Here is a 25,906-nt window from a genome sequence, read left to right on the forward strand (position 1 = left end):
AAAAAACCGTCGGGAAAGCGTTCTCCTGGCGGCTGGGAGGCCTGGGAACGGTGGGGTTCTCGGGCAGATCTTGCTACGCTGATTGGATTGGTCGCCGTCGTCGACGGCGGCCAGCAGCATTTCCTGCCCACCTATCCAACCCTCAAGGAGCAGCCCATGACGCAGAGAATCGAAGAGGCGAGCGTTGTCTGGCTGACACAGGAGGGCTACGACCAGCTGAAGGCCGAGCTGGAGCAGCTGAAGGGCCCGGCCCGGGCCGAGATCACCCAGCGGATCAGCGACGCCCGCGACGAGGGTGACCTCAAGGAGAACGGCGGCTACCACGCCGCCAAGGACGAGCAGGGCAAGATCGAGGCCCGCATCCGCCAGCTCGAGGACATGCTCCGCCGCGCCCAGGTCGGCGAGACCCCGAAGAAGGGCGGCAAGGTCGAGCCCGGGATGAAGGTCTCCATCACCTTCGCCGGTGACGACGAGGTCGAGACCTTCCTGCTCGGCTCCCGCGAGCTGCTCGCCCTGGACGCCTCGGTGGACATCGACGTCTACTCGCCGCAGTCCCCCCTCGGCGCCGCCATCCTCGGCAAGAAGAAGGGCGAGAAGGCCACCTACGAGGCCCCGAACGGCAAGCCCGTCACCGTCCAGATCGTCGCCGCCGAACCCTTCACCGGCTGACCCACCACCTTCGCGGCGCCCCGGTGGACAACCACCGGGGCGCTTCGCTTTTCCCTGCCGCGCCCCTCCTCGCCGTACCGGCGCACGCCCGTTCGCCCGCGCCTCAAGTCGTGGGTCCGCACAGCCGACGGTGGGCTTGAACAAGAAATAACCTGTTCACACCCACCACTGCCTGTTCACGCCCCCGGCAACTGGCTTCCCGTTTGGGCAAAACGGGGTGCGGGTGGATGGGGGTACGGCGAGACTTCGGGCGTGGGCGGGTATGACGAGGGTGAGGTGTTTCGGGGGCTGGCGGCGGAGCAGTGGGCCGCTAGTTCGGTGACCGATGCCCGGCTGGATGCACCGCTTTATCGGGAGGTCATCCGGGAGCAGGGCGGGCGCGCACTGGAGTTGGGATGTGGTGCCGGGCGGTTGCTGCTCACGTTCCTGGGCGAAGGTCTGGAGGTCGAGGGGTGTGACATCTCGGCCGACATGCTGGCGATGTGCCGGCGCCAGGCCGCGGTCGCCGGGTTGACGCCGCCTCTGTACGAACAGGCGATGCAGGATCTCGACGTACCGGGGAAGTTCCGCACGATCTACATCCCGTGCGGCAGCTTCGTGTGTGTGATGGATCGGCAGGAAGCACTCGAGACTCTGAGGCGCTGTCGCGAACACCTCGAGCCTGGTGGAGTCCTTGTTTTCAACGTGTTCCCGGTCCCTGTCAACTACACCGAACCGCCTGCCGACGACTTCCCCACGCCTTGGCAGACGGGGACCGGCACCGTCCTGCCCGACGGTCGCCGTCTGCAGGTCTCATCGCGCTGGACCGCGTTGGATCGCGTCGAGCAGACCTGGCACGAGGAACGCCGTTACGACCTGTACGACGGCGCTTCGCTGATCCGGACCGAGATCCGCGCTGGCCAAGGCCGCTGGTACTTCCGCAACGAACTCCTCTGGATGCTCCAGCTAGCCGGCTTCGCTGCCGCCGACGTCACCACCACCGGCGATCTCACGATCCGTGCCATGAACCGCTAGAAACTCGGTCAGCAGCTCGACGAACGCCTCCGGTGCCTCTCGATGCACCCCGTGGCCCACCGCCAGCTCGTGGAAGCGGCCACCCGGCACCTGCTCAGCCATCGCCCGCATCTGCTCCTGCGGGAACGGACTGGTCGGTCCTCCCCCGATCACCAACGTCGGCGCCCGCACTCCCGCCAGCTCGCCGAACCATCCAGGGTCCGGCGCATTCACCTGCCCCATCAGCTCCACCCGAGCCCGCCAGTCATACGTCAACGGCCCGTCCGGCCGCTCCGGTATCGGCCGCGCCTGCGGAAACGGCGGCGGTGACTCGACCAGCACCAACGCCCCTACCCGCTCCGGCTGGCGTGCCGCATGCAGGTAGGCCGCAACAGCTCCCATCGAATGCCCAACCACCACCGGCGCCACCAACCCGTGCTCATCGAGGAACTCCCCCAGGTCAGCCGCCAGCAACTCGAACGAGTACTCGTCCGCTGCCCCCGTCTCCCCATGCCCCCGCTGATCCGGCACCAACACCCGCCACCGCCGAGCCAACTCCCCCACCACCCCGTCGAACGACCCCCCATCCGACGTCAACCCATGCAGCAACACCATCCCCGGCGCCCCCGCCGCCCCAACCTCCCGAAAAGCCAACCGCACAGCCCACTCCTCGCTTCGACCGAACCCCCACGCCATCACAACTGCCCACCCCACGAACTCCCCCGCGGGACGACACCCGATCCCCCCAATTGTGATGGCCCACCGGTCCGCCCCACGGCGCGGCGAAGGGCGCCGCCCCCTCCATCCGTCCGCCATCTGATGGGTTCACCCGGGTGGCCGCCGCCAGAGGGGGCCTTTGGCGGCGGCGGTTGGGGGTTAGTGGGTGGTGGCGCTTCGGTATTTGCGGACTGCGAGGGGGGCGAAGACGAGGATGATGGCCAGGCACCAGAGCAGTGACAGGAGGACTGGGTGCTGGGCGGGGAAGCCTTCGGGGCTGGCGAAGGGGGACGGGTTGCCGAAGAGGTGGCGGCAGGCGGCGACGATGGCCGAGATCGGGTTCCACTCGGCGACCGGTTGGAGGCCGCTGGGGAGGTTGGGGGTGGGGACGAAGGCGTTGGACAGGAAGGTGAGGGGGAAGAGCCAGATCAGGCCGGCGGAGGCGGCGACCTCGGGGCCGCCGACGGAGAGGCCGATCAGGGCGCCCACCCAGAGCATGGCGAAGGCGAACAGGAGCAGGATCGCGAACGCCGCGAAGGCGTTGCCGAGGCCGTTGTGCCAGCGCCAGCCGACGATGAAACCGCAGATCACCATCACGACCATCACGAAGGTGTTGAAGACGAGGTCACCGACGACCCGGCCGGCGATCACCCCGGACCTTGCCATCGGCAACGAACGGAACCGGTCGATCAGGCCCTTCGACATGTCGTCGGCCAGGCCGACGCTGGCGGAGGCGACCGCGAAGGCCATCGTCTGCGCGAAGATCCCCGACATCAGGAACTCCCGGTACGCCCGGGCGCCGGGGAACCCCGGGATCGGGATCGCGTTCCCGAAGACGTACGCGAACAGCAGCACGAACATGATCGGCTGGATGGTCGCGTAGATCAGCATGTCCGGTGTCCGCGGGATGCGCTTGAGACTGCGCCAGGCCAGTACGCCGGCATCGGACAGCGCGCGGCTGAGCGGGTTCACGTGCTCCGGGCCCACGGTCTCGGGGCCGGTCGTCGTACTCATGCCTGTTCCTTCTGCTCGGCCTCGTGCCCGGTCAGGGTGAGGAAGACGTCGTCCAGGGTCGGCCGGCGCAGGCCGATGTCGGCGATCCGGATACCGGCGGCGTCGAGGGTGCGGATCACCTCGACCAGTGCACTCGATCCGCCCGGCGCCGGCACCGTCATCCGCCGGCTGTGCTGGTCGAGGGTGGTCGCCTCGGGGTCGGTGATGTCGAGCGCCCCGGTCAGCAGCTCGAGCGCCCGGTAGGTGTCGCCGGCGTCGTGGACCACGACCTCGATCCGCTCACCACCGACCTTCGCCTTCAGCTCGTCGGCCGTCCCGCGGGCGATCACCGATCCGTGGTCGACCACGACGATGCTGTCGGCCAGCTCGTCGGCCTCCTCCAGATACTGCGTGGTCAGCAGGATCGTGACGCCTTCGCTGACGCGGTCCCGGATGATCTTCCACAGATCGAGCCGCGACCGCGGATCCAGCCCGGTCGTCGGCTCGTCCAGGAACAGCACCTTCGGGTGGGCGATCAGCGAACCGGCCAGGTCGAGGCGCCGCCGCATGCCGCCCGAGTACGTCTTCAGGGTCCGGTCGGCGGCGTCGGTCAGGTCGAAGATCTCGAGCAGCTCCTCTGCCCGCTGTTTCGCCTGCTGACTACTGAGCCGGTAGAGCCGGCCGAACATCCACAGGTTCTCCCGGCCGGTGAGCAGCTCGTCGACGGCCGCATACTGCCCCGACAGCCCCACCAGCGAGCGAACCGTGTCCGCCTCCTTGACCACGTCGTGGCCGAGCACCCGGGCCGAGCCCGCATCCGGCTTCATCAGCGTGGTGAGCAGGCGCACCGCGGTGGTCTTGCCGGCACCGTTCGGCCCGAGCAGCCCGAGGACGGTCCCCTCGGGCACCTCGAGATCGATCCCGTCGAGCGCCTTCACGACGTTCTTCCGGGACCGGAAGGTCTTGACGAGACCGGTGGCCTCGATGGCTGGCATCTGCACGTCCCCCTTCTGGATGTGACGCAGGCCACCCATCCTGGCGGAGACCGCCGACAATTTTCGAGCCATTAACCCCAGAGCGCGCTAGTCGGCGCTGATCTGGGCGCTTCCGACCAGTACCTCGACATCCAGGCCGGCGCGGCCGCGGCCGATCTCTACGTCCTTGGACTGGCCGGAGACGGCACCGGTCCAGTTGACGCGGCCCAGCTGGGCTTCGGTGTGGACGTGGACGTCGGAGCCGCGGCGCAGGTTGACCGTGGCCATTCCGGACTCGACTCGCACCCGGGAACGGCCCTTGGTGAGCTGGGCGTCCAGGGTGACCGAACCAGCCTGCACCAGTACGTCGATCGGTCCGTCCACGTCGGTGACCTTCGCCGTACCGGCCGTGACGCGCACTCGGGTCAGACCGGGCACGCGCTCGGCGTTGACGCTGCCGCCGGTCACCTCGACCTCGACCTGCAGGTTCGGGTTGACCCGGATCTGCAGCTCCTTGGCCAGACCGTTCACGTGTGCCTTCAGGTCGGTCGGGTTGCGCAGCATGCTGAACCCGTCGATCGAGACGCCCATGTCACCCTCGCTGTTGATCGCGAGCGTGTCGCCGTCCTTCTTGATCACGTGCGGCCCGTCGACCGAGACGCCGTTCACCGCCGGCTCGCCGATCAGCCGCACCCGCCGCCCGATCGCGCGGATCGTCACCCGCTGCACCCCGGACGGGATCGGCACCGTGCTGTGCTCGATCTCCTCCTCGGCCGGCGCCTCGTCCACCACGCTGTCCTCGACAACCGGAGAGTCAACCACCGGGGAGTCCACCGCCTCGGCCCACGCCGAGGGAGACGGAGTCGCATCAGCAACTGGAGCCTCGCCGGCCCGGAGTGCGGAGATCAGGGTCGTGGCCTCGTCCGGCGACAGGTGCCCCTTGGCCACCCGATCCAGGATGTCCTTGACCCGCCCGTCGTACTCACTCTGGTTGCTCATGCCCCCAGTGCAGCACCCCAGAGGTCCGAAACCAATCCGGGATCGCCCCCAACCGCAGCCGTCCGCACCCTGATTCTGCGCCCGGAGCTCTCACCGGCTACCGCCGAAAAGAGATGCGGTGTGAGCATTCATATCTTTCTGTGAACGAAAAACTACGAATTGCTTGTCATTCCGGTGCCGGACTCAATACATTCATTTCAAGCGCCGCACCGACTGGCCATCGACGGCGCTGAAACACCATTCACCGGTCAATGGCGACCGACGCTGCCCTCCCATTCCCCAAGGAGAATTCGTCATGCCCAATCTCAAGACCCGCCTGATCGCCGTCCCGTTCGCGAGCATCGCACTGGCCATCGGTGCCGCTGCCGCCGGCGCCGGCACCGCTTCGGCGCACGACCACCCGGCCCCGATCGCCAACACCGGCGCAGCGATCGCCTACGCGACCAACCAGGTCCAGCTGCACGTGGACGCACCGGCCCTGGGCCTCTACCCGGCGATCGAAAACCCCTTGGGGTACACGACAAGCCACGTGGTCCCGGTCGGCGTGAACGTCGTGTCGCTCACCCTGACCGGACACAAGGCCGTCGACGACGGCACCGGCCACGACCACTGACGAACACCTAGCACCTCGATCACCCGTGGCCGCGGAGTCCGATCCGCGACCACGGGTGATCTGCATCCGGCACCCGTTCGACCTCACACCCCCAGCGTAACAATGAGAGGTTTCCTGAGCATTTCCAGAATCCTCGGAATTGTTACGGCACAATGACCGGACCCGTCATTCCAGAGTTATGCAATTCCCCCCGCTATTTCTCCGACAGGAGGATCCGGATGTCCTCGCCCGTGACTTCCCGGCTGCGCTCGCTGCGACGGAGCTGTGCACCGATCCTGGCCGTTCTCGCCATCACCACCACCCTGACCGTCGCGCCCGTCGTCCCCGCGGCCGCGCACAGCAGGCTCACGGCCAGTACGCCGGCCAACGGCGCCCGGCTGTCCGCCACGCCCGAATCCCTCAGCTTCACCTTCGACCAGACCCTGCAGCCGGTCCCCAGCTGGGACGCCGTCCTCGTCACCGGACCGAGCGGCGCCCGCCACCCCGCCCGATCGGTGCGGATCGAGGGCAACACGCTCTACGCGACCTGCGACCGCCTCGGGGCCGCCGGGACCTACGCGATCAGCTACCGCGTCATCTCCGGCGACGGCCATCCGATCGCAGGCCACATCACGATCAACCTCGCACGCCCGGACACCGGCACACCGGTCGCCGCCATGTCGTTGCCCGAGGGCAGCGTCCCCGCCTGGCTCTGGATCCTCGAACTCGCCACCGCACTCCTGCTGCTGCAGGGCTTCCGTCGCTGGCGGTCCGAGCAAGGCAGATCCGTCGTCCACGCCCGCCTCGAAACCACCCGGGACTAGCGATGGATGTCCTCATCCCGGTCGTCAAAGCACGACGCCCGGTAGTAGTCACTGCCATCGCGATCGCCAGCGTCACCGCGCTGGTGTGCGCGATCATCGTGACCCGCCCGCCTCCCGAACCCGCCATGACCACGGCAGGCCCGGGCATCCTCTACATGACCCCACTCGCCCGCCTCGTCACGAACGGAGCGGCCATCCTCGCGGCCGGCGCCGTACTGCTGCTGTTGCTGCTCGGCACCCAGGGCAGAGAACGGTACGACGCGATCGCCGCGCGGGCACGGGTCATCGGGGTCGCGGCCGGCATCGCCTGGATCACCGCGACCACGACCACGTGGTGGCTCCAGGCGGCCGCGATCTCGCAGTCCGGCTCGATGATGCCGTTCGCGGGGATGGCGACGTACCCGATCGATGTCAGCTCGGGCACAGCACTCGTCCTGACTGTGCTCGCTGCGATCGGATACACGACAGCCACCGCCACCCGCCGACCAGCGCTCGGTCTCGGCTGCGCATTGGTCGGTCTGGTCGCCGTACCCGTCACGGGGCATGCCTCGCAGAGTGAGGCGGCCTGGCTGACCACACCGGCTATCACTGCTCACATGTGTGCGGTCAGTCTGTGGGTCGGCGGGCTCGCACTGGTCACCCTGCTGGTGGCGCGCAACCGGTCCGCACTCGCACTGGTCCTGCCACGCTTCTCAACCGTGGCCGGTGGTGCAATCGCCACGGTCGCGGTCACCGGCGTACTGCTGGCAGGGCCGCGGCTGACGCACGACCTGACTCCACATCCGTCCGTACTCGTCCACGCCCTGCTGGAGACACCTGCGGGCTGGCTGGTGCTGGGCAAGCTGGTAGGGCTGATGATCCTGGCCGCAACAGGTGGTGCGATCAGGCAGATCCTCCTACCGGCAGTACAACGCGAGGAGACCGCCGCGCTCGCCACACTGGCGACCGTCGAGCTCACCGTGATGGCAGTGACGATCGCACTCGCCACCGTCCTGGCCAGACCGCTGTAGAACGCAGTTGCGGGCCCTGGGGAGTAGCCCAGGACCCGCAACGTTCCATATGTGACTCAGGCGGCCGGAGTCATCTCCTCTTCCGCCAGTTCTTTCTGTACGGCGGTCAGTTCGGCCGCCTCCTGCTCTTCGAGAGCCCGGCGGCTGCGCAGGCCGCGCAGACCCGTCAGGGCGATGACCAGGCCGAGTACTGCGACGCCCGTGACGACCGCGAGGCCCGGCTTGTACGCCGAGAGCATGTCCGCCGGCACGGTCACGCCGACCGACTGGCTGCTGATCACGGCCGTGACGCTGGCCAGGACAACCGCGCCACCGACCTGGGTGGACGTGTTGAAGAGACCGGACGCGAGCCCCTGCTCGTCGTCGGCCACGCCGGAGACGGCCTGGATGTTCAGCGCCGGGAACCCGATCGCGAAGCCGATGCCGATCAGCATGATGCTCGGGAAGATCGTCGAGAAGTACGCCGACTCCGGGCCGATCCGCAGGCTGAGCCCGTACCCGACGACGAACAGTGCCATCGCCCCGATGATCATCTTGTCGGTCCCGATCCGGTCGGCGATCTTGCCGGCGTTCGGGGACAGGCTGATGACCAGCAGGCCGGCCGGCAGGAACGCCAGCGCGGTCTCGAGTGACGACCAGCCGAGCAGGTTCTGCAGGTACAAGGTGCCGATGAACTGGAAGGCGACGTACGCACCGAAGACGGTCAGGCCGGCCAGGTTCGCCCGGCGCAACGAGCCGCTGCGCAGGATGCCGAGCCGGACCAGCGGGTGCTTGGAGCGCTGCTCGATCACGACGAAGGCAGTGAGCAGGACCGCCGCGAGCACGAACATCCCGATGGTCTGGAACGAGACCCAGCCGGCGTGCTCGGCGCCGACCACCGCGTAGACCAGGGACAGCATGCCGCCGGTCACGGTGACCGCACCCGGTACGTCGTACCCGCCGGAGACCTCTTCGCGCGGGCTGTGCGGGATCAGCTTGATGGCGAACAGCAGGACGATGAGGGCGACCGGGCCAGGCATCAGGAAGGTCCAGCGCCAACCGATCTCGGTCAGCGCACCACCGAGGATCAGACCCATCGAGAAGCCGCTGGCGGCGCAGGTGGTGAAGATCGAGAGGGCGCGGTTGCGATCCGGCCCCTCGTGGAAGGTGGTGGTGATGATGGAGAGCGCGGCCGGCGCAGTGAAGGCGGCGGCAACTCCCTTCACGAACCGCGCGGCGATGAGCAGTTCGGGATTCGTGGCCAGCGAGCTGAGCATCGAGACCACGGCGAAGACGGCCAGCGCGACCAGGAAGACCCGGCGCCGGCCCAGCAGGTCGGCGGTCCGGCCGCCGAGGAGCAGCAGGCCGCCGTACCCGAGCACGTAGCCGGTCACGACCCACTGGAGCGAGGAGAGGGAGACGCCCAGATCGGCGCCGATGGACGGCAGGGACATGCCGACCATGGAGACGTCCAGGCCGTCGAGGAAGATCACGCCGCAGACGACCAGCAGGGCACCCCAGAGTCGGGCGTCCCAGGTCATCCGCGCAGGCGGTGTGGTGTGCGTTGTCTGTGTCACGGGAGGAGACTATTCCATGCACGTGCATCTAATGTCTAGGCATTAAATGCATTTGCATAGGATGCGCGTGCATGCTATGGTCGGCGTCATGACCGCCACGAAGGTCAGCGCTGAGACTGGTGAGATCAGCGCCGATGTCCGCGCCTGGCGCGAGCTGCTGGCTCGCCACGGCGATATCACCTGCGCACTGGACCGCGCCTTGCAGGCCGGTCACTCACTCGGCATGAGTGAGTACGAGGTGCTCGAGCGCCTCGCCGAGCTGCCCGACCACTCCGCGAAGATCGCCGTCGTGGCGAAGTCGGTCCACTTGAGCCAGAGTGCGCTCTCACGAGTGATCGCCCGGCTGGAGAACGACGGCCTGGTCACCCGCGACGTCTGCACCCAGGACCGCCGCGCGGTCATCGTCTGCCTCACCGACGAAGGCCTGCTACGCCAGCACGAGGCCCGTTCCACCCATCGCGCCGTGCTGGCCGAGCGCCTGCACGCCCCGCTGCTCAAAAGCTGCGAACCCGCGGACTGACACCATCGGCGAGTGACCGACGAAGCTCGCGAGATCATCGCCGACCTGCACCACATCGTCTCCCCCAACGGCATCCAGGAGAACTTCCGGCTGCCCGCGGGCGGAATCGACCACTGGGTCTACACCCGCGGCCAGGACCGGTCGAACCCGGTGATCTTCCTCGTCCACGGCGGTCCGGCTACGCCGCTCGCGCCGGTGGCCTGGCAGTTCCAGCGGCCGATCGAGGAGTACTTCACCGTTGTCACCTACGACCAGCGCGGCGCGGGCAAGACCTTGCGCGAGGTCGATCCGGCGACGATCGCGGACACTCTCACGATTGCGCAGTACGTCCAGGATGCGATCGAGCTCGCCGAGCAGGTCCGCGACCGGTACGGCGTGGAGAAGCTGATTCTGATCGGCCACAGCTGGGGCACGTTGATCGGCATCCGGGCGGCCGCACGCCGTCCGGACCTCTTCCACGCGTACGTCGGGATCGGTCAGATCGTCGACGGACGGGCCAACGAGACGCTCTGCTACGAGTACGCCGTCGCCCAGGCCGAGCTGCACGATCACACCGAGGCACGCGAGCAGCTCGCGTCGATCGCGCCGTACCCGGGCGATGAGCCACTCACCCGGGAGCGGATCATCATCGCCCGCCAGTGGGCGCAGTACCGGGGTGGTCTGAGCGCCTACCGGCATGAGAGCGACTACTACTTCGGCGCGCCGATCCTGTCCCCGGACTACGCCCCGGAGGACGTCTCGACCATCGAGGAGGGCAATCTCTTCACGCTCGGCCGGGTGCTCGACGAGATGCTCGCGACGGACCTGACGACCACCACCGAGTTCCCGATCCCGGTGGTGATGTTCTTCGGCCGGCACGACTACACGACACCGACCAAGCCCGTCGAGGACTGGCTGGCCACGGTCGAAGCGCCGTACAAGCAGGCTGTCTGGTTCGAGAACTCCGCTCACCTGGCGCCATGGGAGGAGCCCGGCAAGACTCTGGTCAGCCTGCTCACCTACGTCCGGCCGCTGGTCACTCCCTGACTGCGCCCTCCAGCATGCCTTGGATGAAGTGGCGTTGGAGGAAGGCGTAGACGAGGACGACCGGTGTGCCGACTATGACGGCGCCGGCGGCGAGCAGGGTGAAGCCGGAGGTGTATTGGCCGGAGAAGAAGGCCAGGCCCAGCGGCGCCGTTCGTAGGGACTCCGAAGTCACCATCACCAGCGGGATCAGGAATTCGTTCCAGGTCCACATGAAGACCAGGACGATCAGCGTTACCAGCGCCGGGCGGGCCGGTGGGACGAGGATCAGCCAGAGCGTCCGCCAGTGGCCGGCGCCGTCGAGGCGGGCGGCCTCCACCAGGGAGCGGGACGACGAGCGGAAGTACGCGCGCATCCAGAAGGTGCCGAAGGCAACGGATTGGGCGATCTGGGGCAGCACGACTGCCCAGAAGGTGTTGGTCAGGCCGAGGGTGCGGAGGTCGAAGTACAGCGGTACGACGATCGCCTCGGTCGGCATCATGATCCCGATCAGGAACAGGTAGAACAGCGCCGATGCGCCCCGGAATCGCATCGTCCCGAAGGCGTAGCCGGACAGGATCGAGAACAGCACACTGACCACCACGACGGTCACCGACACCGCGACGCTCATCCGCAGATAGGTGCCGAAGTGGCCGATCTCCCAGGCCTTGCCGAAGTTCCCGAAACCGCTCGTGCCACCACCAGCGTCATCAGGACCGAGCGCAGCAGCAAGGATCGTCACGATCGGCCCGAGCGCGAACAACCCGAAGACGATCAGCAGGGTGTAGTTGCCGATCCGTTCCCCCAACGACGCTCTCATGCCCGCTCCGCAATACGGTTGACTCCGAGCGTGATCAGGAAGATCAGTGCCGTCAGGCACACCCCGATCGCCGCGGCCGAACCGACCTGGCCGAGCTCGAAGGCCCGGTGATACACCTCGTACGACGGAACGCTGGTCGACGTACCGGGCCCTCCGCTCGTGGTCACGTACACCAGGTCGAAGGTCCGCAGCGCCGCGATCACGGTCAGCGTCACCGCAACCGCGATCTCACCCCGCACTGCGGGAAGCACGACGGCGAAGAACTCGGCCACCGGCCCGGCACCGTCGAGCCGTGCGGCCTCGTACCGTTCGGCCGGGATCCGCGCCATACCGGCCAGCAGCAACACCGTCACCAGCCCGGTCTCGAACCACGTCCCGATCACGCCGACCGCCGGCAACGCGAACGTGTAGTCGCCCAACCAGCCCCGGGATCCACCCAGTACGTCGTTCAGCGGGCCGTCGGGCGCGTAGATGTGGCGCCAGGCGACGGCCACCACGACCATCGCCACCACCTGCGGCAGGAACACGATCGTCCGGAAGAACCCGAGCCCGCGAACCCTGGCCCGCTGCAACACAGTCGCCAGCGCCAGCCCGATCAGCACCGGAAGCACGGCATAGAAGACGATCAGCACCAACGCATGTCCGAAGGCCGCGCGCAGTCCGGCGTCCCGGACCACATCCAGGTAGTTGCTCAGGCCAACGAACTTGCCCAGCGTGATCCCATCCCACTCGAACAACGACAGGTGGACCGCGCGGAGCAACGGGTAGAGCAGGAACGCGCCGTACACGAGCAGCGCCGGAAGGATGTACAGGTACCCGATCCGGCGCGGCTCACCAGGTGGTGAACTCACTTCCCGGCGTACTTGCTGTAGTCGGCTTCGAGCTTGTCCAGGAACTGTTGCGGGGTGGCCTTCTTCGCGAGCAGGTCCTGCAGCGCGGCGCCGAGGGTGTCGTACATGGTCGGCGTCGCGTAGTCGAGGTACGGCACCAGCTTGCTCTCACCGACCGCCGTACCGAAGCTCTTGAAGATGTCACCCGCGAGCCCGGCCGGCGCCTGCTGCGCAGCGGTGTCGGCGATCGGCAGGTTGCCCGTATCCGTCAGCACCTTCATCGCGTCCGGGCTGGTGATGTAGTTGATGTACGCGGCAGCCGCGTCCGGGTTCTTGGCCTTGTTCGTGATCGCGAACGGCAGCCCGGTGCCACCGGTCACCGCAGGCGCCCCCGGCGGCAGCATGAAGCCGACCTTGTCGCCGAGCGCCTTCTGCAGATCCGCCTGCAGCCAGGTGCCGGCGATCAGGAACGTGCCCTTGCCCTTGCCGAAGTCCTGCCAGGCCGGGTCGTACCCCTGCCCGTTGAAACCGGTGTTGAAGTAGCCGGTGTTCACCCAGGACACCAGTGTCTCGGCGGCCTTCAGGTTCTCCGGCGTCTTCCACGACGCTTCGGGCCGGCCGAACGCCAGCTTGGTGATCTGATCGGCCGGGACGAACTGGTCCTGGATGGTGCCGAAGACATGGATCGCCGGCCACTTGTCCAGGTTGCCGAGCTGCAGCGGTACGTCGCCGCCCGCCCTCGCCTTCGTCATCGCGTTCTCGAAGTCTGCCCAGTCCTTCGGCGGAACCGGGACCTTCGTCTTGTTGTAGTAGAGCCCGACCACCTCACCGACCTGCGGCAGGCCGTACAGGTTCCCCTCGCCGAACGTCTTGCCGTCCGCGGAGTACCGCGAGTACTGCAGCACCGAGGCCGGGTAGCGGTCGCCCCACTTGTAGGCCTCGGCCCACTTGTCCAACGGCACCAGCTGACCGGCCTTGACGAACTCACCCATGTCCGACCGGCCGTTGTTCGCCTGTACGACGTCCGGCGCGTCGTTGCCGGACAGCGCCAGCCGCAGCGTGGTCTTCAGGTCGTCGAACGAGCGCGACACCCGCTTGATCTTGATATTCGGGTACTTCGCCTCGAAGCCCTTGATCTGCGCAGCCATCTGAGCCGCCTGCCCGCCCCGGACCTCCTGGTCCCAGACCGTCAGCTCGACCTGGCCGAGGGCGGCCGCATCCGTCTGCACCGTGCTCGGCGCGCTCGCGCCACCACTCGGGCTGTCCGATCCCGGCGCACAGGCAGTAGCGGTGAGCGCCAGCGCAACGGCCGCGATGATCGTCTTCTTCACGTTCGGGCTCCTCAGTTCAGCAGGTACGTGTAGCCGTTGCCGGTCAGTCCGGCCAATACCCGGTCGCGGTGGTCCTCACCCCGCAACTCGAGCTGCAGCGCGACCTCGACCTCGTCCAGGCTCAGTGACTCCGAGATCCGCTCGTGCACCACCTCGATGATGTTGGCGTCCAGCTGGGCGAGCTGGGTCAGCAGCGTGGCCAGGCCACCGGGGTTGTCCGGGATCCGCACCCGCAGCGACAGGTACCGCCCGGCCGCCGCCATACCGTTGCGGATCACCCGCATCAGCAGCAGCGGGTCGATGTTGCCGCCGGACAGCACCACCACGACCGGCGGTTTGAAGGCCTTCGGATCGTCCAGTACGGCGGCCACCGCCGCGGCCCCGGCCGGCTCGACCACGAGCTTCGCCCGCTCCAGGACCAGCAGGAGGGCCTTGGACAGCGAACTCTCGGTGACCGTGCGGATGTCACCGACGTACTGCTGCACCGCTTCGAACGGCACCTTGCCCGGCAGCCCGACCGCGATCCCGTCGGCCATCGTGCTCATCCCGGCGAGCTGGACGGGAACGCCCGCCGCAAGCGAGGCCGGGTACGCCGCCGCGCCGGCCGCCTGGACGCCGACGACCCCGATCGGCATCCCGTCGCGCTGCATCGCGGTCGCGATCCCGGCGACCAGCCCACCACCACCGGTCGGTACGACGACCGTCCGCACCTGCGGGCACTGCTCGACGATCTCCAGCCCGGCGGTCGCCTGGCCGGCGACGATGTCGGGATGGTCGAACGGGTGGATGAGCACGGCGCCGGTCTCCGCCTCGAACTTCAGCGCCTCGCGCAGACAGTCGTCGATCGACGTCCCGGTGAACCGGATGTCGGCGCCGTACGCGCGGGTCGCCTTCTCTTTCGGGATAGGCGCGCCGTTCGGCATGAACACGGTCGCCTTGATCCCGAGCAGTTGCGCGGCCAGCGCGACCCCCTGCGCGTGGTTCCCGGCGCTCGCCGCGACCACCCCGCGGGACCGCTCGGCCTTCGACAGCCGCGCCATCCGCACGTAGGCGCCACGGAGTTTGAAGGATCCGGTGCGCTGCAGGTTCTCGCATTTGAGGAACACGTCCCCACCGACCAGTTCACTGAGCCACCGCGAGTACTCCAACGGCGTCGGCGCGACCACGTCGTGCAGCAGATCCGCGGCCCGCGCGATGTCCTTGGCATCGATCACGGTTTCACCTTACGACTACTCTGCATCGATGAAGGTCACCGCGCTCGTACAGCTTGAGATCGATATCCCTGGTGACTTCTGGTATCCGGACGTCGAACCGGTCCTGAAGGCCTTGCAGGAGCAGCACGGCGTGGTGGCCTACGTCCTCAGCTGCCAGCAGGCAGACGTCGAGAACACCACCTACATGGTGACGCCCGCGGACGCACCGACAGGCTGGTACGCCGATGCGCTGCCGTGGATCGACGAACACATCACCCGGACGGGTCCCCCGGTGCAAGTCCGTGGCTGGGGTCTCTCGAACGTTCTGCGCATTCCGACTGCCGACGGCAACGTCTACTTCAAAGCGCACGCGCACTCCAGCACCCTGCCTCCGGCGAGGTTGCCGCTCCTGTTCGCACACGAACCACTGCTACTGACCGCCCTCGAAGGCACAGTGCCGCGGCCGCTGGCCATCGACGAGAAGCGCGTCTGGATGCTGCTGCCCGACCTCGGCCCGGTGCTGGCCGGCCAGTCCGACATCGGGCTCTGGATCGAGGCCGTGCAGAGCCACGCACGACTGCAACGGTCGTACGCCGGCCGCGCCGACCACCTGCTCGGCATCAGCTGCGTCGACCGCCGACTCGCCGTACTGGATGCGGCGCTCGACCAGCTGCTCGACGCCGGCTCAGACCCCGCACTGCCACAGCGTGCGGCCGAGTTGCGGGCGGCAATCACCGAACTGGCGGCCATCGGCGTACCGGAGACGTTGCTGCACGGCGATCTGCATCCGCGCAATGTGGCGGTTCGCGACGGTCAGGTGCTCGCCTTCGACTGGACGGACGCGGCTGTCTCGCATCCCTTTCTCGATCTCATCACGTTCCTCGAGAAGCGGTCGCCGCTGTCGATGGATCCGCGCGTCGTGGACGCCTATCTGGCGGAGTGGACGGACTACGCGCCGCCGGCGGATCTGCGCCGGGCCCTTGAACTCGCCGGCAAACTCGGCCCGCTGCACCAGCTGATGACGTCGTTGCACCTGCATGCCAACCTGACCGGGCCCGACCAGGAGTCCATGCTGCGTGGCGCCGAGTCGTGGCTCCGATGGATCGTCAACGGCAGAGCAGATTGAGGTGGTTGCGCAACACCCGGCGTACTGGTGGATCGAGGTGCCGGTCCCAGGCCGGGTAGCGTTCATTGCGGAGGAACGCGTAGTACGCCAACGCCTCGGCGAGCGCGGTCTCCCGAAGGTAGCCGCGGGCCAGCGGCTGCTTCCCACGGCCGTTCGGACGCGGACGACGCTCGTACGCCGCATTGGCCGTGAAGATGCCCAGGCCGTAGAACACGGTGATCAGGTCGGTCAGCGACTCGTGGTCCGGGCGGTGTGCGAACGTGATCCGTCCGGTCCCGAGCAGTAGCTCATGCCCGACCTCATGCGCGTAGATCGCCACCAACGCCACTGGGTCCTTGGCGAGACTCGCAGCCAGATGGATCTCGTTCCCCGCTGCTGCACGAATCCAGCGCCCGGTCGGCTCCCGCACCGTCCCGACCCGATGCCGGTGAACCCCGCCCTCGAGCTCGAAGCTCAACGCACACTGCCCCGGCGACAGCCCCATCCGCTCCGCAACCCGAGCACACACGTCCCCGGCCGCGGCGAGCGAACCGTCGTACCCAGCCGGTATGACATCACCCGGCACCACGATCGGCCGCAGCACCACCTCCCGCCCGAACTCCCCCACCAGCCAGTCCATCGACGACCGAATCCACCGCCGCCGCCCGCCGGCCAACCGCTCCCGCGGCAATTTCAGCCGCGCCCGTAATTGCTGCCCCCGCCGCAACACACCGATCGGATTCCTCACCCGCCGCATCATTCCTGTACGACGCCCCACCAAACCTGTTCGTTCCGATCCGTAGCAATCCCCTTACATCTGGTTACTTCAGCAGGAGGGTGCCGAGGCGGCGGGAGGCGATGTACATGCCGGTGGCGCCCATGGCGGTGAGGTAGGCGGCGTTGAGGAGGAGGGTCCAGCTGACGGTGCCGGTGGTGAGAGCGCGTTCGAGGTGGACGCCTTGGTAGAGCGGGGTGATCTCGACGAGCCAGCGGATCGCGCCCGGGTAGGTCTCGATCGGGTAGAAGGTCGCGGAGAACAGGAACATCGGGATGGTTGCCAGCTGGACGAACTCGAAGTCCTGCCAGCTGCGCATGAACGTGGTCAGCGCCATCCCGGCGCCGGCGAAGGCGAACCCGATCAGCACCGAGGCCGGTAGCGCGACGAGCGCCCACCACGACTCGACCAGACCGAGCGCGAGCATCACCAGCACGAACATGGCCGAGTAGCAGGCACCGCGCAGCAAGGCCCAGGTCACTTCGCCGGTGGCGATGTCCCACGGCCGCATCGGCGTGGCCAGCATCGAGTCGTACAGCTTCGCGTACTTCATCCGGAAGAAGATGTTGTACGTCGAGTCGAAGATCGCCCCGTTCATCGCGGAACTGGCCAGCATCGCCGGGGCGACGAAAGCGGCGTACCCGATCGTGGTGCCGTCGGCCAGCGTGAAGTCGCCGACCAGCTGGGCGACACCGATCCCGATCGACAGCAGATAGAAGACAGGTTCGGTGAAGCCGGACAGGAAGACGACCCAGGATCGCTTGTAGAGCAGGAAGTTGCGCTCGACGATGTGCCGGCCGCCGAGCCGGAGCGGGACCGGGACAACCCGGACGGCCAGGGTCGCCATCAGCCGATCAGCTTTCTCGTGAAACCGCGGATCGCGAGCTTGGTCCCGATCCCGAACCAGGCCAGCAGATACGCGAGATTGAGCAGCACGAGCCATGGGTGGAGCGTGCCGAGGCTGAGGTCCCGTGACAGCTGAACGCCGTGCCACAACGGGCTCAGGTAGGCCAGCCACTCGATCCAGTTCGGTAGTTGGGAGACCGGGAAGAACGCACCGGAGAACAGGAAAGCCGGAACCACGCCGAACCGGAACACCATCGCCAGGCCGGAATCGTTCTCCAGTCCACTGGCAAAGGCGACCACGGGCGCCGCGGCCGCCATACCGACCAGGACCACGACCGGCAACGCGAGCAGGCCCAGCGGCGAATGCAGTCCACCGAACAACGCGATGATGCCCAGGAACACCACGCACGTGCTCGCGACCCGGAACGCGATGAACGTGAGCTGCCCATAGACCACATCAGCCGGACGCAACGGTGTAGCGATCATCGAGTGGTAGAACTTCTGCCACTTCAACCCGCTCAACACCGGGTACGTCGACTCGCCGACAGCGATCTGCAGTGCGGTCGACGCGAGCAGACCGGGCGCGATGAACTGCAGATAGCTCACGCCACCGAGCGCATCCGTCCCTTTGCTGTCCACGAACGAGCCCAGACCGATCCCCATCGCGGCCAGGTAGAGCATCGGCAGCAGGAAGCTGCTGATCAGCGTGCCCTTCCACGTCCGTTTGTAGACCGTCAGCCAGTAGTCGTACTGACGGCGACCGTTCTCCAGTGCGACTGACATCAGTCCACCAACGTCCGGCCGGTGAGCCGCAGGAACACGTCCTCGAGCGTCGACCGCCGTACCAGCACCGCAGCCGGGCTCAGGCCACGCTCGTGTACGGCGGCGACCGCGCGCTCACCGTCATCCGTGTAAAGCAGGAGCCGGTCCGGCAGCACCTCGACCCGCTGGGCCAGATCGGACACCTTCCCAGCCAGGGCGTCGTGATCGGACATCATCACCTCGGGCCCGAACCGCAGCTCGGTCACCTCACGGGTCGAGTAGTCCCGGATCAGCTCGGCCGGCGACCCCTCGGCCGCGATCAGACCGCCGTCCATCACCACCAGCCGGTCGCAGAGCTGCTCGGCCTCGTCCATGTAGTGGGTGGTGATGATGAGCGTGACACCGGCCTGTTTGAGCCGGAACAGCTTGTCCCACAACAGATGCCGGGCCTGCGGATCGAGACCGGTGGTCGGCTCGTCGAGCAGCAGCAGATCGGGTTTGCTGACCAGCGACCGGGCGATCGTCAGCCGCCGCTTCATCCCGCCGGAGAGCTCGTCGACCTTGACCTTGGCCTTCTCGGTCAGCGCGACGAACTCGAGCAACTCGTCGGCCCGCTCCCGGCACTCGGCCCGGCTGAGGCCGAAGTACCGGCCGTAGATGGTCAGGTTCTCCCGGACGGACAGCTCGGTGTCGAGGGTGTCGTCCTGCGGGCAGACGCCGAGCCTGGCCCGGATCGCCGGGCCCTCGGTGGCCGGGTCCATGCCGAGGATCCGCAGGGTGCCGCCGCTGGTCGGCGAGACCGCGCCGATCATCCGCATCGTCGACGACTTACCGGCGCCGTTCGGCCCCAGGAAGCCGAAGGCCTCACCCCGCCACACGTCCAGGTCGATCCCGCGCACCGCCTCGAAGTCGCCGTACGACTTCTTCAGGTCGCGCACATGAACCAAGGACTCCCGCTGTTCATCCACACTCACGACCCTAGACCGGGTCGTCGACAGTTTCTTGTCGATTTGGTACCCGAGCCTGCTGACCGCATAAGCCTGGACGGCGGCGGACAGCCACGGCGGCAGTTCGGGGTCGACCGACGCGATCAGCGCCCGCTGATCGGCGTTGTCCAGCAGCACCGACCCCAGGTTGTAGTAGCCCGTGGCATCGGCCGGCCACAGCTCCAGCACACCTTGGTAGTGCAGCTCGGTCAGCTCAAGCGCCTCCGGCGAATCCGGTACGACGCCCCGCGCCCGGGCCGCGGCCATCCGCAGCAGCAACCGCCGCCCCTCGTCGGCCATCCGCTCGTAGTCGTCCCGGTCCCAGCCGTCAGTCGCCCGTACGGCGGCCTCGAACGACGCACCCACTTCGGGCCCGAACCGCTCGGTCAGGTCCTCCTGCAGCTCCGACCGCTTGGCCGACAACCCGGCGAAGAACTCCTCGTCCCCGACAGTCTCGTCACCCGACAACCCCTGCAGAGTCCGATCCACCGAGCCGATCACGGCATCGAGCCGCTGACGCTCCTGGACCAGCTGCTCCCGGTGCTCCCGCAGTGCGGCGATCTCGTCGTCCTGCTCGGCCAGGATCCGGCCGATCGCCGGCAACGGTACGTCGAGTTCCCGCAACAGCAGGATGCGCTGCAACCGCAGCAACTCCGCGCGGCCGTAGTACCGGTAGCCGTTCGGCGCGACGTGCCCCGGCGGCAGCAGTCCGATCGCGTCGTAGTGCCGCAGCGTCCGGACCGAAACCCCGGCCAGCCGCGCGACCTCGCTGACCGTGCGCTCCATGGCTGTGCGCTCCATGGATGTGACCTTACTGATTTGAGGCTCACGTAACGTCAGCCTTTAGCTTCGGCTCCATGGCAATCACCTTCCTGCACACCCGTCTCATCGACCGCGGCGCGCTGCTGGCCGCTGACTGCCTGCGGGTGGCCGACGGCCGCATCACCGCGATCGGCGGCCCCGACCTCGCGCAGCCGGGCGACGAGGTCGTCCACGGCGGCACCCTGCTCCCCGGCCTCATCGACGCCCACGTCCACCTGGTCCCGGGAGCCACCCGCCTGGCCGCCACGTACGGCGTCACCACGCTCATCGACCAGTTCAGTAAGCCCGACCTCATCGCCGCCGAACGCGCCGCCGGAGCCGACTTCCGCACCTCTTCCATCGGTGCCACTGCCCCCGGCGGCCACCCCACGCTTGCCTACGCGCCCTTCCCGTACGTCTCCGGGCCTGCCGACGCCAAACAGTTCGTCGCAGACCGGGTCGCCGAGGGCGCCGACCACCTGAAGCTGATCTACGACGACGGCTCCGGCGCGGCCATGAACATCCCCACCCTCGACGACCCCACCATCCGAGCCCTCGCCGAAGCCGCCCACGCCCACAACCTCAAGGTCGTCGCCCACGTCTCAACCGCAGCAGGCGCCGTCAAGGTCGTCGAGTGCGGCGCAGACGTCCTGGCCCACGCCCCATCAGACCTGATGACGCCGGCCCAGGTAGAAGCAATCGCCCAAGCCGGAGCAGCAGTCATCGCCACCCTCGACATCACCGACGGCTTCGCCCCAGCTGGTGGCGGCGGACTGCCGTTGATGGGCGAGGTTGAGCTGATGGCTCGGTTGCCTGCGCGGTGGCGGCGAGTGCTGGACAAGCAGTCGCGGCGGTGGATGCCTCCTGAGGCACCGGACAACACCATCGCCCGGGCGAACACGCTCGCCCTGCACCGGGCCGGCGTACCGGTGCTCGCCGGGACTGACGCGCCCAACCCGGGGCTCGTGTTCGGGGCTTCTCTGCATCGCGAACTGTGGCATCTCGTGCAGGCCGGGCTTACTCCGGCGGAGGCGATCGTCGCGGCGACGGCGGGTCCGGCTGAGGTGTTCGGGCTGGCCGACCGTGGCCGGTTGGCGGTTGGTGCGCGGGCGGACCTGCTGCTGGTCGATGGCGACCCGTTGGCCGACATCACGGCCACGCAGCAGATCCGCCGTACCTGGGTTTCCGGGGAGATCGCCGTACCGGCAAGCGACGAGATCGAACTGGCCGGCATCCGCTTCATCGGCGAAACCACCGACCGGATCATCACCGCCCTCAAGGAGATGTGGCCCGGATTCCCCGCCCCGGAGGACGTGTACCGCGAAGACGGCGAGCTGCTCGGCCACGTCGTACCGATGACCGGCGGCTGGCTTCCGATCACCGTCTTCGGCGCCGCCCTCGGCCCGGTCACCGACCGCGACACAGCGGTCGAAACCCTGGAGGACAAGGGATTGTCCAGCCTCGGCGAGACCTGGTGGGCGCGCACCGACGGCGACTGGCAGGAGGCGACCATCATCGAAGCGCAGCCCGACCGCGTCCGCCTCCGCTGGAAGGACCCGATGCTCGACCAGCCGCCCGCCGGCCAGTGGTATCCACTGACCGACCTGGATCTCGAGCTGCGTTAACCCCGCCCGGCGTACGGCATCCCCGCCGCCATCACCGTCAGCTGCGGTACGGCGACCGAGGTCGGCAACTTCGCCACCTGCACCACGAACTCCGCCACGATCTTCGGATCGAACGTCGGCTCGACCGCGATCGACCCGTCCGGCTGGAGCGCACCCTGTTCCATCCGCTCGGTCATCGCGGTCGCCGCGTTCCCGATGTCGATCTGGCAGGCCGTGATCCCGTGCGGCCGGCCATCCAGTTCGAGCTGCTTGGTCAGTCCGGTGATCGCGTGTTTGCTGGCCGTGTAGGCGATGCTCCGCGGCCGCGGTACGTGCGCGGAGATCGAGCCGTTGTTGATGATCCGCCCACCTTTCGGATCCTGCTCGAGCATCCGCGCGAACGCAGCCTGCGCACACAGGAACGACCCGGTCAGGTTGGTGTCGATCACCCGCCGCCAGTCCTCCTCCGTCACATCCGGTACGGCGGCCGCGGGCGCTCCGGTCCCGGCGTTGTTCACCAGTACGTCGATGCGGTCGAGTTCGCCGAAGAATCGCCGTACCGCGGCTCCATCGGCCACGTCCAGTACGCCGTACCCCTCGACGTCACCCAGTTCGACGGTCTCCCGGAGCTTGGCTTCGGTCCGTCCGGTGACGAACACCTGGAAACCGGCCGCAGCCAGTGCCAGTGCCATCTCCCGTCCGAGCCCGGACCCACCACCAGTCACCACTGCCACCTGATTCATGCAGGCAAGGTACGCCGCCAGTACCAGCCGGCGGCACCCGCCACGGCGGTCACCACGAGGAGCTCCAGCCAGACCGCGTTGCCGAGCGGCGGGATGAGTTCGGTCGACAGGTTCCACGCTGCATGCATGAGGATCGCTGCCGGCACGCCGCCCCGGAGCCGCTCGGTCACGAACAGCATCAGGAAGGTCAGCGGGAACAACTCCAGGAAGAACACCAGCGCCTGCTGCGTGAACAGCCCGTCCTCGTGCTGGCCCGTGCCGGTCAGGAAGTACAGCGGCACGTGCCACAGCCCCCATGCAGCACCCAGTACGGCGGTGGTCGCCAACGGACCGAAGTACTGGCGAAGCCGCGGCTGCACGTACCCCCGCCAGCCGAACTCCTCAGCCACCGGACCGGCCAGGAACGTGTAGACAGCCGCCCCCAGGAGCCCGCCGGCCCCAGCGATCACTGACTCCGCATGGCCAGGCAGCTCAGGCAGGTTCCCGACCAGTGCAGTGGTGACCAGTGGCGCGGCCGCCCCCAGTACGACGGCCGCGACCGGCCAGCCCGGTGACCAGCGAACCCCACGCCGCCGTTCCCGATGCCAGATCCACATCACCAAGGCGGCCAGCGACGGACCGGACGCGGCCAGCCCGAAGACCAGCTGACCGGCCCCCTCGTCGGGCCGCATGCCCGACACCCCCATGAGTAGCCACGGCAACCAGCTCAGCGCCACACAGATGACGCCGAACTCAGTCAGCCGGCGTCTCGTCACCGTCTTGTTCTCCACCGCGCTCATCGACACCTGACCAGCGTGGCGGCCACGCTGCGTAGCGACCAGGGCGGTGAACCACCCTCCATGGTGGTGCCAGACCTACCTCGACTCCAGTCCGTGACTCGATCAGCACAAAGCGTAAATAAGTGGCTGCTCACTTGTTGGTAACGGAAACTATTTGCGTGCGTAACACAACTATGTATATGCTTGCAGCATGCAAGTAAACGACGCGTACACCCCACAGACCCCGATCGAGGGCGTCATGCACGCGTTCACCCGGATCGGCCGCCGGCTGAAGGCCAAGCAGCCCGGCGACACGATCGACCACAGCGCCCACATCGCGCTGTTCGCACTGCGCTGCAGTGGCGCCCTGCGGCTGTCCGAGCTGGCTGCCCGGATGGAGCTGGACGCGTCGACCACGAGCCGGCACGTCCGCGCCCTCGAACAGCTCGGCCTGGTCCGCCGCTCCCCCGATCCCGCCGACGGCCGCGCCTTCCGCGTCGAGCTGACCGAGCAGGGCATCGCGCAGTGGGAGGACAACTCCCGCCGCCGGATGGAGCTGCTCAGCACCGCGCTGGAGGGCTGGTCCGAGGAAGACGTCGAAACCTTCGGACGGCTGATGACCCGGTTCGCCGACGCCGTCACCGCCCGCACCGAGCCCTCGCCGCAGACGGCCTGGGCCGACAAGGGCTGGGCCGCCATGCAGGCCGCCCGCCGTACCGAAAGCTCCGCGCCCGGCGTCGAGGCCGACGCCGCCCGCGAGAACACCGAGAAGAACCTGGAGAGCACCACATGAGCACCACCGAGCCCGCCACCGCCGGCGGCGCACCCGCTTCAGGGCCGGGTGACAACGCCCCGCAGTACCTGTCCCACAAGCAGATCCTCGTCGTTCTCGGCGGCCTGATGGCCGGCATGTTCCTGGCCGCACTCGACCAGAGCATCGTCGGGACCGCGCTGCCGCAGATCGTCAGTGAGTTCAACAGCCTGGACAAGCTGTCCTGGGTGGTGACGGCGTACCTGCTGACCTCGACCGCCTCCACTCCGCTGTGGGGCAAGATCTCCGACCTCTACGGCCGCCGCCCGCTGTTCATCGCGGCGATCGTCACCTTCCTGGCCGGCTCCGTGCTGGCCGCGCTGTCGCAGAACATCGAGATGCTGATCGGTTTCCGGGCTGTCCAGGGTCTCGGCGCCGGCGGCCTGATGTCACTCGCGTTCGCCACCATCGGCGACGTGATCCCGCCGCGTGAGCGCGGCAAGTACATGGGGTACTTCGGTGCCGTCTTCGGCCTGTCCTCCGTGGCCGGCCCGCTGCTCGGCGGTCTGCTCACCGACGGTCCCGGCTGGCGCTGGATCTTCTGGATCAACCTGCCGATCGGCCTGGTCGCCCTGGGCGTCGTGGCCGCCGTACTGAAGCTGCCGCACGTGCGGCGCTCGCACAAGATCGACTACGTCGGCGCCGCCGTCGTCACCGCGGCCGTCACCACGCTGCTGCTGGCCATCTCCTGGAGCGGCCCGACCAACGGCTGGGGTACGCCCACCACGATCGCGCTGCTGGTCGCCTCGGTCGTCCTCGCCGTCGCCTTCGTCTTCGTCGAGCTCCGGGTCGCCGAGCCGATCATCCCGATGGACCTCTTCAAGGGCCGCATCTTCTCCGGGTACGCCGGTTTCGCGTTCCTGCTGGGTGTCGCGATGTTCGGTGCCCTGATCTTCCTGCCGCTCTACCTGCAGGCCGTCAAGGACATGTCGCCGACCCGCTCGGGTCTCGCGCTGCTGCCGATGATCGTCGGAATCTTCTCCGCCTCGATCTCGAGCGGTCAGCTGATGAGCAAGAGCGGTCGCTACAAGATCTACCCGATCCTGTCAGCGATCCTGGTTGCTGCCGCGATGCTGCTGCTCTCCACGCTGAGCATGACCACGCCGTACTGGCACCTGGCCATCTACATGTTCATCATGGGCGCCGGCCTGGGTCTGTCCATGCAGATCACCGTCACCGCCGCGCAGAACAGCGTCCCCCGCCAGCACATGGGCACCGCCACCTCGACGATGACGTTCTTCCGCTCCATGGGTGGCGCCATCGGTACGGCGGTCTTCGGCACCGTCCTGACCAGCCGCCTCACCGACCACCTCACCAACCTGGTCCCGAACGCGGCCCCCGGCATGATCGAGAAGCTGACCCAAGCAGCCAACAGCGTCCCGATGCTGCACGCCCTCCAGGAGCCGATGAAGGGGTGGGCCCTGCACGGCCTGGTCGACGCCATGGGCGACGTCTTCCTCGTCTCCCTCCCGTTCCTCGCGATCGCCCTGGTCCTGGCCATCATCACCCCCGAACAACGCCTGGCCGGCCGCACCGAGGACACCGAAGCTTCCCTGGAAGCCTCCGCCTCCATGCACTGACCCGCACCACCCCCACGACCGGCCCCTCTCCCCAGAGGCGGCCGGTCGTTCCACGTCCACCCTCAACGCCAATCGCGGACCGCCAGGCCATCACAATCGACCGAACCGCCGC

The 25,906-nt window shown here is 67.8% G+C and carries 26 protein-coding genes and 1 pseudogene; 11 read left to right on the top strand and 16 right to left on the bottom strand.

Annotated elements, in window-relative coordinates; translation table 11 throughout:
- Positions 1 to 156: 156 nt before the first annotated feature.
- Together greA and ACFCV3_RS28455 are read left to right on the top strand one after the other, a co-directional pair.
- Positions 157 to 669 carry a transcription elongation factor GreA gene (greA, locus tag ACFCV3_RS28450; RefSeq protein WP_132411515.1) on the top strand — a complete coding sequence of 171 codons (513 nt, stop codon included), beginning with the start codon at positions 157 to 159 and terminating at the stop codon, positions 667 to 669.
- Positions 670 to 921: 252 nt separating this feature from the next.
- Positions 922 to 1,683, top strand: coding sequence for a class I SAM-dependent methyltransferase (locus ACFCV3_RS28455; protein ID WP_376034911.1), 762 nt, complete (start codon positions 922 to 924; stop codon positions 1,681 to 1,683).
- Here the strand turns inward: ACFCV3_RS28455 and ACFCV3_RS28460 are convergent.
- The 4 genes from ACFCV3_RS28460 to ACFCV3_RS28475 form a co-directional block, all read right to left on the bottom strand.
- Positions 1,615 to 2,322: an alpha/beta fold hydrolase gene (locus tag ACFCV3_RS28460; RefSeq protein WP_376034913.1), complete on the bottom strand. Its 708-nt coding sequence runs from the start codon at positions 2,320 to 2,322 to the stop codon at positions 1,615 to 1,617. The genes ACFCV3_RS28455 and ACFCV3_RS28460 overlap by 69 nt on opposite strands.
- A 216-nt stretch (positions 2,323 to 2,538) precedes the next feature.
- Positions 2,539 to 3,393 (bottom strand): ABC transporter permease, encoded by an 855-nt coding sequence (locus ACFCV3_RS28465; protein WP_376034915.1) that lies wholly within the window; start codon positions 3,391 to 3,393, stop codon positions 2,539 to 2,541.
- Entirely contained in the window at positions 3,390 to 4,367 is a 978-nt protein-coding gene (locus tag ACFCV3_RS28470; protein ID WP_376034917.1) for an ATP-binding cassette domain-containing protein, read from the bottom strand. The genes ACFCV3_RS28465 and ACFCV3_RS28470 overlap by 4 nt, the downstream gene beginning before the upstream one ends.
- Positions 4,368 to 4,454: 87 nt before the next feature.
- Entirely contained in the window at positions 4,455 to 5,345 is an 891-nt protein-coding gene (locus tag ACFCV3_RS28475; RefSeq protein WP_376034919.1) for a hypothetical protein, read from the bottom strand.
- A 295-nt stretch (positions 5,346 to 5,640) separates the two neighbouring features.
- On the opposite strand from ACFCV3_RS28475, the gene ACFCV3_RS28480 reads away from it, so the two are divergent.
- The 3 genes from ACFCV3_RS28480 (at position 5,641) to ACFCV3_RS28490 (ending at position 7,771) form a co-directional block, all read left to right on the top strand.
- Positions 5,641 to 5,958, top strand: coding sequence for a hypothetical protein (locus tag ACFCV3_RS28480; protein ID WP_376034921.1), 318 nt, complete (start codon positions 5,641 to 5,643; stop codon positions 5,956 to 5,958).
- A gap of 218 nt (positions 5,959 to 6,176) precedes the next feature.
- Positions 6,177 to 6,761, top strand: a complete 585-nt coding sequence (locus ACFCV3_RS28485; RefSeq protein ID WP_376034923.1) for a copper resistance protein CopC — start codon at positions 6,177 to 6,179, stop codon at positions 6,759 to 6,761.
- Positions 6,762 to 6,763: 2 nt separating this feature from the next.
- Positions 6,764 to 7,771, top strand: a complete 1,008-nt coding sequence (locus ACFCV3_RS28490) for a copper resistance D family protein (RefSeq protein WP_376034925.1) — start codon at positions 6,764 to 6,766, stop codon at positions 7,769 to 7,771.
- Positions 7,772 to 7,827: 56 nt separating this feature from the next.
- On the opposite strand, the gene ACFCV3_RS28495 is transcribed toward ACFCV3_RS28490, so the two are convergent.
- Positions 7,828 to 9,327, bottom strand: a complete 1,500-nt coding sequence (locus ACFCV3_RS28495) for an MFS transporter (RefSeq protein ID WP_376034927.1) — start codon at positions 9,325 to 9,327, stop codon at positions 7,828 to 7,830.
- 88 nt (positions 9,328 to 9,415) lie between these two features.
- On the opposite strand from ACFCV3_RS28495, the gene ACFCV3_RS28500 reads away from it, so the two are divergent.
- Both ACFCV3_RS28500 and ACFCV3_RS28505 read left to right on the top strand, forming a co-directional pair.
- A complete protein-coding gene (locus ACFCV3_RS28500; protein WP_376034929.1) occupies positions 9,416 to 9,847 on the top strand; it encodes a MarR family winged helix-turn-helix transcriptional regulator in 432 nt (143 codons plus the stop codon).
- Positions 9,848 to 9,859: 12 nt separating this feature from the next.
- On the top strand, positions 9,860 to 10,873 hold the full coding sequence (locus tag ACFCV3_RS28505) for an alpha/beta fold hydrolase (protein ID WP_376034931.1): 1,014 nt from the start codon (positions 9,860 to 9,862) through the stop codon (positions 10,871 to 10,873).
- Here the strand turns inward: ACFCV3_RS28505 and ACFCV3_RS28510 are convergent.
- From ACFCV3_RS28510 to ilvA, 4 genes are read right to left on the bottom strand one after another with little or no spacing between them, the layout of a single operon-like run.
- Positions 10,863 to 11,669 (bottom strand): carbohydrate ABC transporter permease, encoded by an 807-nt coding sequence (locus tag ACFCV3_RS28510; protein ID WP_376034933.1) that lies wholly within the window; start codon positions 11,667 to 11,669, stop codon positions 10,863 to 10,865. The two genes, ACFCV3_RS28505 and ACFCV3_RS28510, sit on opposite strands and share 11 nt — an antisense overlap.
- The gene (locus ACFCV3_RS28515) at positions 11,666 to 12,520 is read right to left on the bottom strand and encodes a carbohydrate ABC transporter permease (protein ID WP_376034935.1); all 855 of its coding nucleotides are present in this window, start codon (positions 12,518 to 12,520) and stop codon (positions 11,666 to 11,668) included. Before ACFCV3_RS28515 ends, ACFCV3_RS28510 begins: the two co-directional genes overlap by 4 nt.
- Positions 12,517 to 13,830 (bottom strand): extracellular solute-binding protein, encoded by a 1,314-nt coding sequence (locus tag ACFCV3_RS28520; RefSeq protein ID WP_376034937.1) that lies wholly within the window; start codon positions 13,828 to 13,830, stop codon positions 12,517 to 12,519. Before ACFCV3_RS28520 ends, ACFCV3_RS28515 begins: the two co-directional genes overlap by 4 nt.
- A gap of 11 nt (positions 13,831 to 13,841) precedes the next feature.
- The gene (gene ilvA, locus ACFCV3_RS28525) at positions 13,842 to 15,044 is read right to left on the bottom strand and encodes a threonine ammonia-lyase (protein ID WP_376034939.1); all 1,203 of its coding nucleotides are present in this window, start codon (positions 15,042 to 15,044) and stop codon (positions 13,842 to 13,844) included.
- A 28-nt stretch (positions 15,045 to 15,072) separates the two neighbouring features.
- Between ilvA and ACFCV3_RS28530 the strand changes: the two genes are divergently transcribed.
- A complete protein-coding gene (locus ACFCV3_RS28530; protein ID WP_376034941.1) occupies positions 15,073 to 16,149 on the top strand; it encodes a phosphotransferase family protein in 1,077 nt (358 codons plus the stop codon).
- Here ACFCV3_RS28530 and ACFCV3_RS28535 read toward each other — a convergent pair.
- The 5 genes and pseudogenes from ACFCV3_RS28535 to ACFCV3_RS28555 form a co-directional block, all read right to left on the bottom strand.
- A complete protein-coding gene (locus ACFCV3_RS28535) occupies positions 16,130 to 16,876 on the bottom strand; it encodes a hypothetical protein (protein WP_376034943.1) in 747 nt (248 codons plus the stop codon). The two genes, ACFCV3_RS28530 and ACFCV3_RS28535, sit on opposite strands and share 20 nt — an antisense overlap.
- Positions 16,877 to 16,949: 73 nt before the next feature.
- Positions 16,950 to 17,750 (bottom strand): ABC transporter permease, encoded by an 801-nt coding sequence (locus ACFCV3_RS28540; RefSeq protein WP_376034945.1) that lies wholly within the window; start codon positions 17,748 to 17,750, stop codon positions 16,950 to 16,952.
- A complete protein-coding gene (locus ACFCV3_RS28545; protein WP_376034947.1) occupies positions 17,750 to 18,532 on the bottom strand; it encodes an ABC transporter permease in 783 nt (260 codons plus the stop codon). Before ACFCV3_RS28545 ends, ACFCV3_RS28540 begins: the two co-directional genes overlap by 1 nt.
- Complete coding sequence (locus tag ACFCV3_RS28550) at positions 18,532 to 19,479, bottom strand: ABC transporter ATP-binding protein (RefSeq protein ID WP_376035132.1); 948 nt, start codon at positions 19,477 to 19,479, stop codon at positions 18,532 to 18,534. The genes ACFCV3_RS28545 and ACFCV3_RS28550 overlap by 1 nt, the downstream gene beginning before the upstream one ends.
- Before the next feature lie 78 nt (positions 19,480 to 19,557).
- Positions 19,558 to 20,298: pseudogene (locus ACFCV3_RS28555) on the bottom strand (MerR family transcriptional regulator); the annotation flags it as partial.
- Between the two features lie 56 nt (positions 20,299 to 20,354).
- On the opposite strand from ACFCV3_RS28555, the gene ACFCV3_RS28560 reads away from it, so the two are divergent.
- Positions 20,355 to 21,923 carry an amidohydrolase family protein gene (locus ACFCV3_RS28560; RefSeq protein WP_376034949.1) on the top strand — a complete coding sequence of 523 codons (1,569 nt, stop codon included), beginning with the start codon at positions 20,355 to 20,357 and terminating at the stop codon, positions 21,921 to 21,923.
- Here the strand turns inward: ACFCV3_RS28560 and ACFCV3_RS28565 are convergent.
- Together ACFCV3_RS28565 and ACFCV3_RS28570 are read right to left on the bottom strand one after the other, a co-directional pair.
- The gene (locus tag ACFCV3_RS28565) at positions 21,920 to 22,645 is read right to left on the bottom strand and encodes an SDR family oxidoreductase (protein WP_376034951.1); all 726 of its coding nucleotides are present in this window, start codon (positions 22,643 to 22,645) and stop codon (positions 21,920 to 21,922) included. The two genes, ACFCV3_RS28560 and ACFCV3_RS28565, sit on opposite strands and share 4 nt — an antisense overlap.
- Positions 22,642 to 23,424 carry a type II CAAX prenyl endopeptidase Rce1 family protein gene (locus tag ACFCV3_RS28570; RefSeq protein ID WP_376035134.1) on the bottom strand — a complete coding sequence of 261 codons (783 nt, stop codon included), beginning with the start codon at positions 23,422 to 23,424 and terminating at the stop codon, positions 22,642 to 22,644. Before ACFCV3_RS28570 ends, ACFCV3_RS28565 begins: the two co-directional genes overlap by 4 nt.
- 190 nt (positions 23,425 to 23,614) lie before the next feature.
- On the opposite strand from ACFCV3_RS28570, the gene ACFCV3_RS28575 reads away from it, so the two are divergent.
- Both ACFCV3_RS28575 and ACFCV3_RS28580 read left to right on the top strand, forming a co-directional pair.
- Entirely contained in the window at positions 23,615 to 24,196 is a 582-nt protein-coding gene (locus tag ACFCV3_RS28575) for a MarR family winged helix-turn-helix transcriptional regulator (protein WP_376034953.1), read from the top strand.
- Complete coding sequence (locus ACFCV3_RS28580) at positions 24,193 to 25,794, top strand: MDR family MFS transporter (RefSeq protein WP_376034954.1); 1,602 nt, start codon at positions 24,193 to 24,195, stop codon at positions 25,792 to 25,794. The genes ACFCV3_RS28575 and ACFCV3_RS28580 overlap by 4 nt, the downstream gene beginning before the upstream one ends.
- Positions 25,795 to 25,906 lie beyond the last annotated feature (112 nt).

It is taken from the genome of Kribbella sp. NPDC056345, assembly GCF_042262745.1.
Taxonomy (GTDB): Bacteria; Actinomycetota; Actinomycetes; order Propionibacteriales; family Kribbellaceae; genus Kribbella.